Genomic DNA, 853 nt, shown 5'->3' on the forward strand with positions numbered 1-853 from the left:
ATTGCTTGAGAAAATTGCGAGTCTCTTTGATTCCACACTGGATGACCTGCTTGAGAGGGCTATGGCAGATGAAGAAACAAGGCAAGACTTGGAACGCATTCTCAGATGTGATCAAGATTTCAAAAAGAAACCTATGGATTAACGCTTTTTAAGCAGAAAGAGCGAAATACCTAAAGGATAATTGTTTAATATCTATTGTTAAAAGAGTCAATCCCCACTACAGCTGCTTCTGTGGGTGTGGGAAACTCTTATAGGGTATTCAGTTGACAAGTGAACGATGATGCTTTCTTATTCCTTCCATTGTGCGAATATGTTAATTTTGGCGCAATAGTAATAATAATCGACGTATCAATCTGTCGAAGAATAAACTCATACTGGAACATGTGCTCTTCAACTAAATTGCAGAAGAACCACTTTTAACAGGGATTAACACAGAACCTATACTAGGGATTGTCGTTTAATTCTTTCAGTCGTGGACGCATAGAGGTCAGCTTGGTATCTTGATGCTCCGTGCGACCAGTTTTAATTGCTTTTGCTGGTATAACGGCACTCCAAAGTCGTGTATTTGCTACCTTTGCCGATAACAGATTAGGAGTCCTCTTCGGAGGACTCCATCTTAATTCCGTTTCAGATGTCTCTTATGCCGCCTTGGTCTCTTGCAGCCCAGCCAGACGCCCCGCCAGGTGGACTGCGTTCGCTGTGTGGATGCCAAAGAAGATGTACAGTATCTCTGTTTTCTTCTTCCTGGCCTTGATCCTGCGCATGGCGTAATGCTCTTTCTGTGTTCCGAACGAGCCTTCCATCTGAGTGGCCCTGACTCTTGCCAGTTCCTTGCGGACATAGTCTTCCTCCC

General features: G+C 43.8%; 1 pseudogene. It reads right to left on the bottom strand.

Features of this window, described 5'->3' with window-relative positions:
* Positions 1–638: 638 nt before the first annotated feature.
* Positions 639–853, bottom strand: a pseudogene (locus CIK99_RS10445) (DDE transposase); the annotation flags it as partial.

This window comes from Prevotella sp. P5-92 (assembly GCF_002251245.1).
Taxonomy (GTDB): Bacteria; Bacteroidota; Bacteroidia; order Bacteroidales; family Bacteroidaceae; genus Prevotella.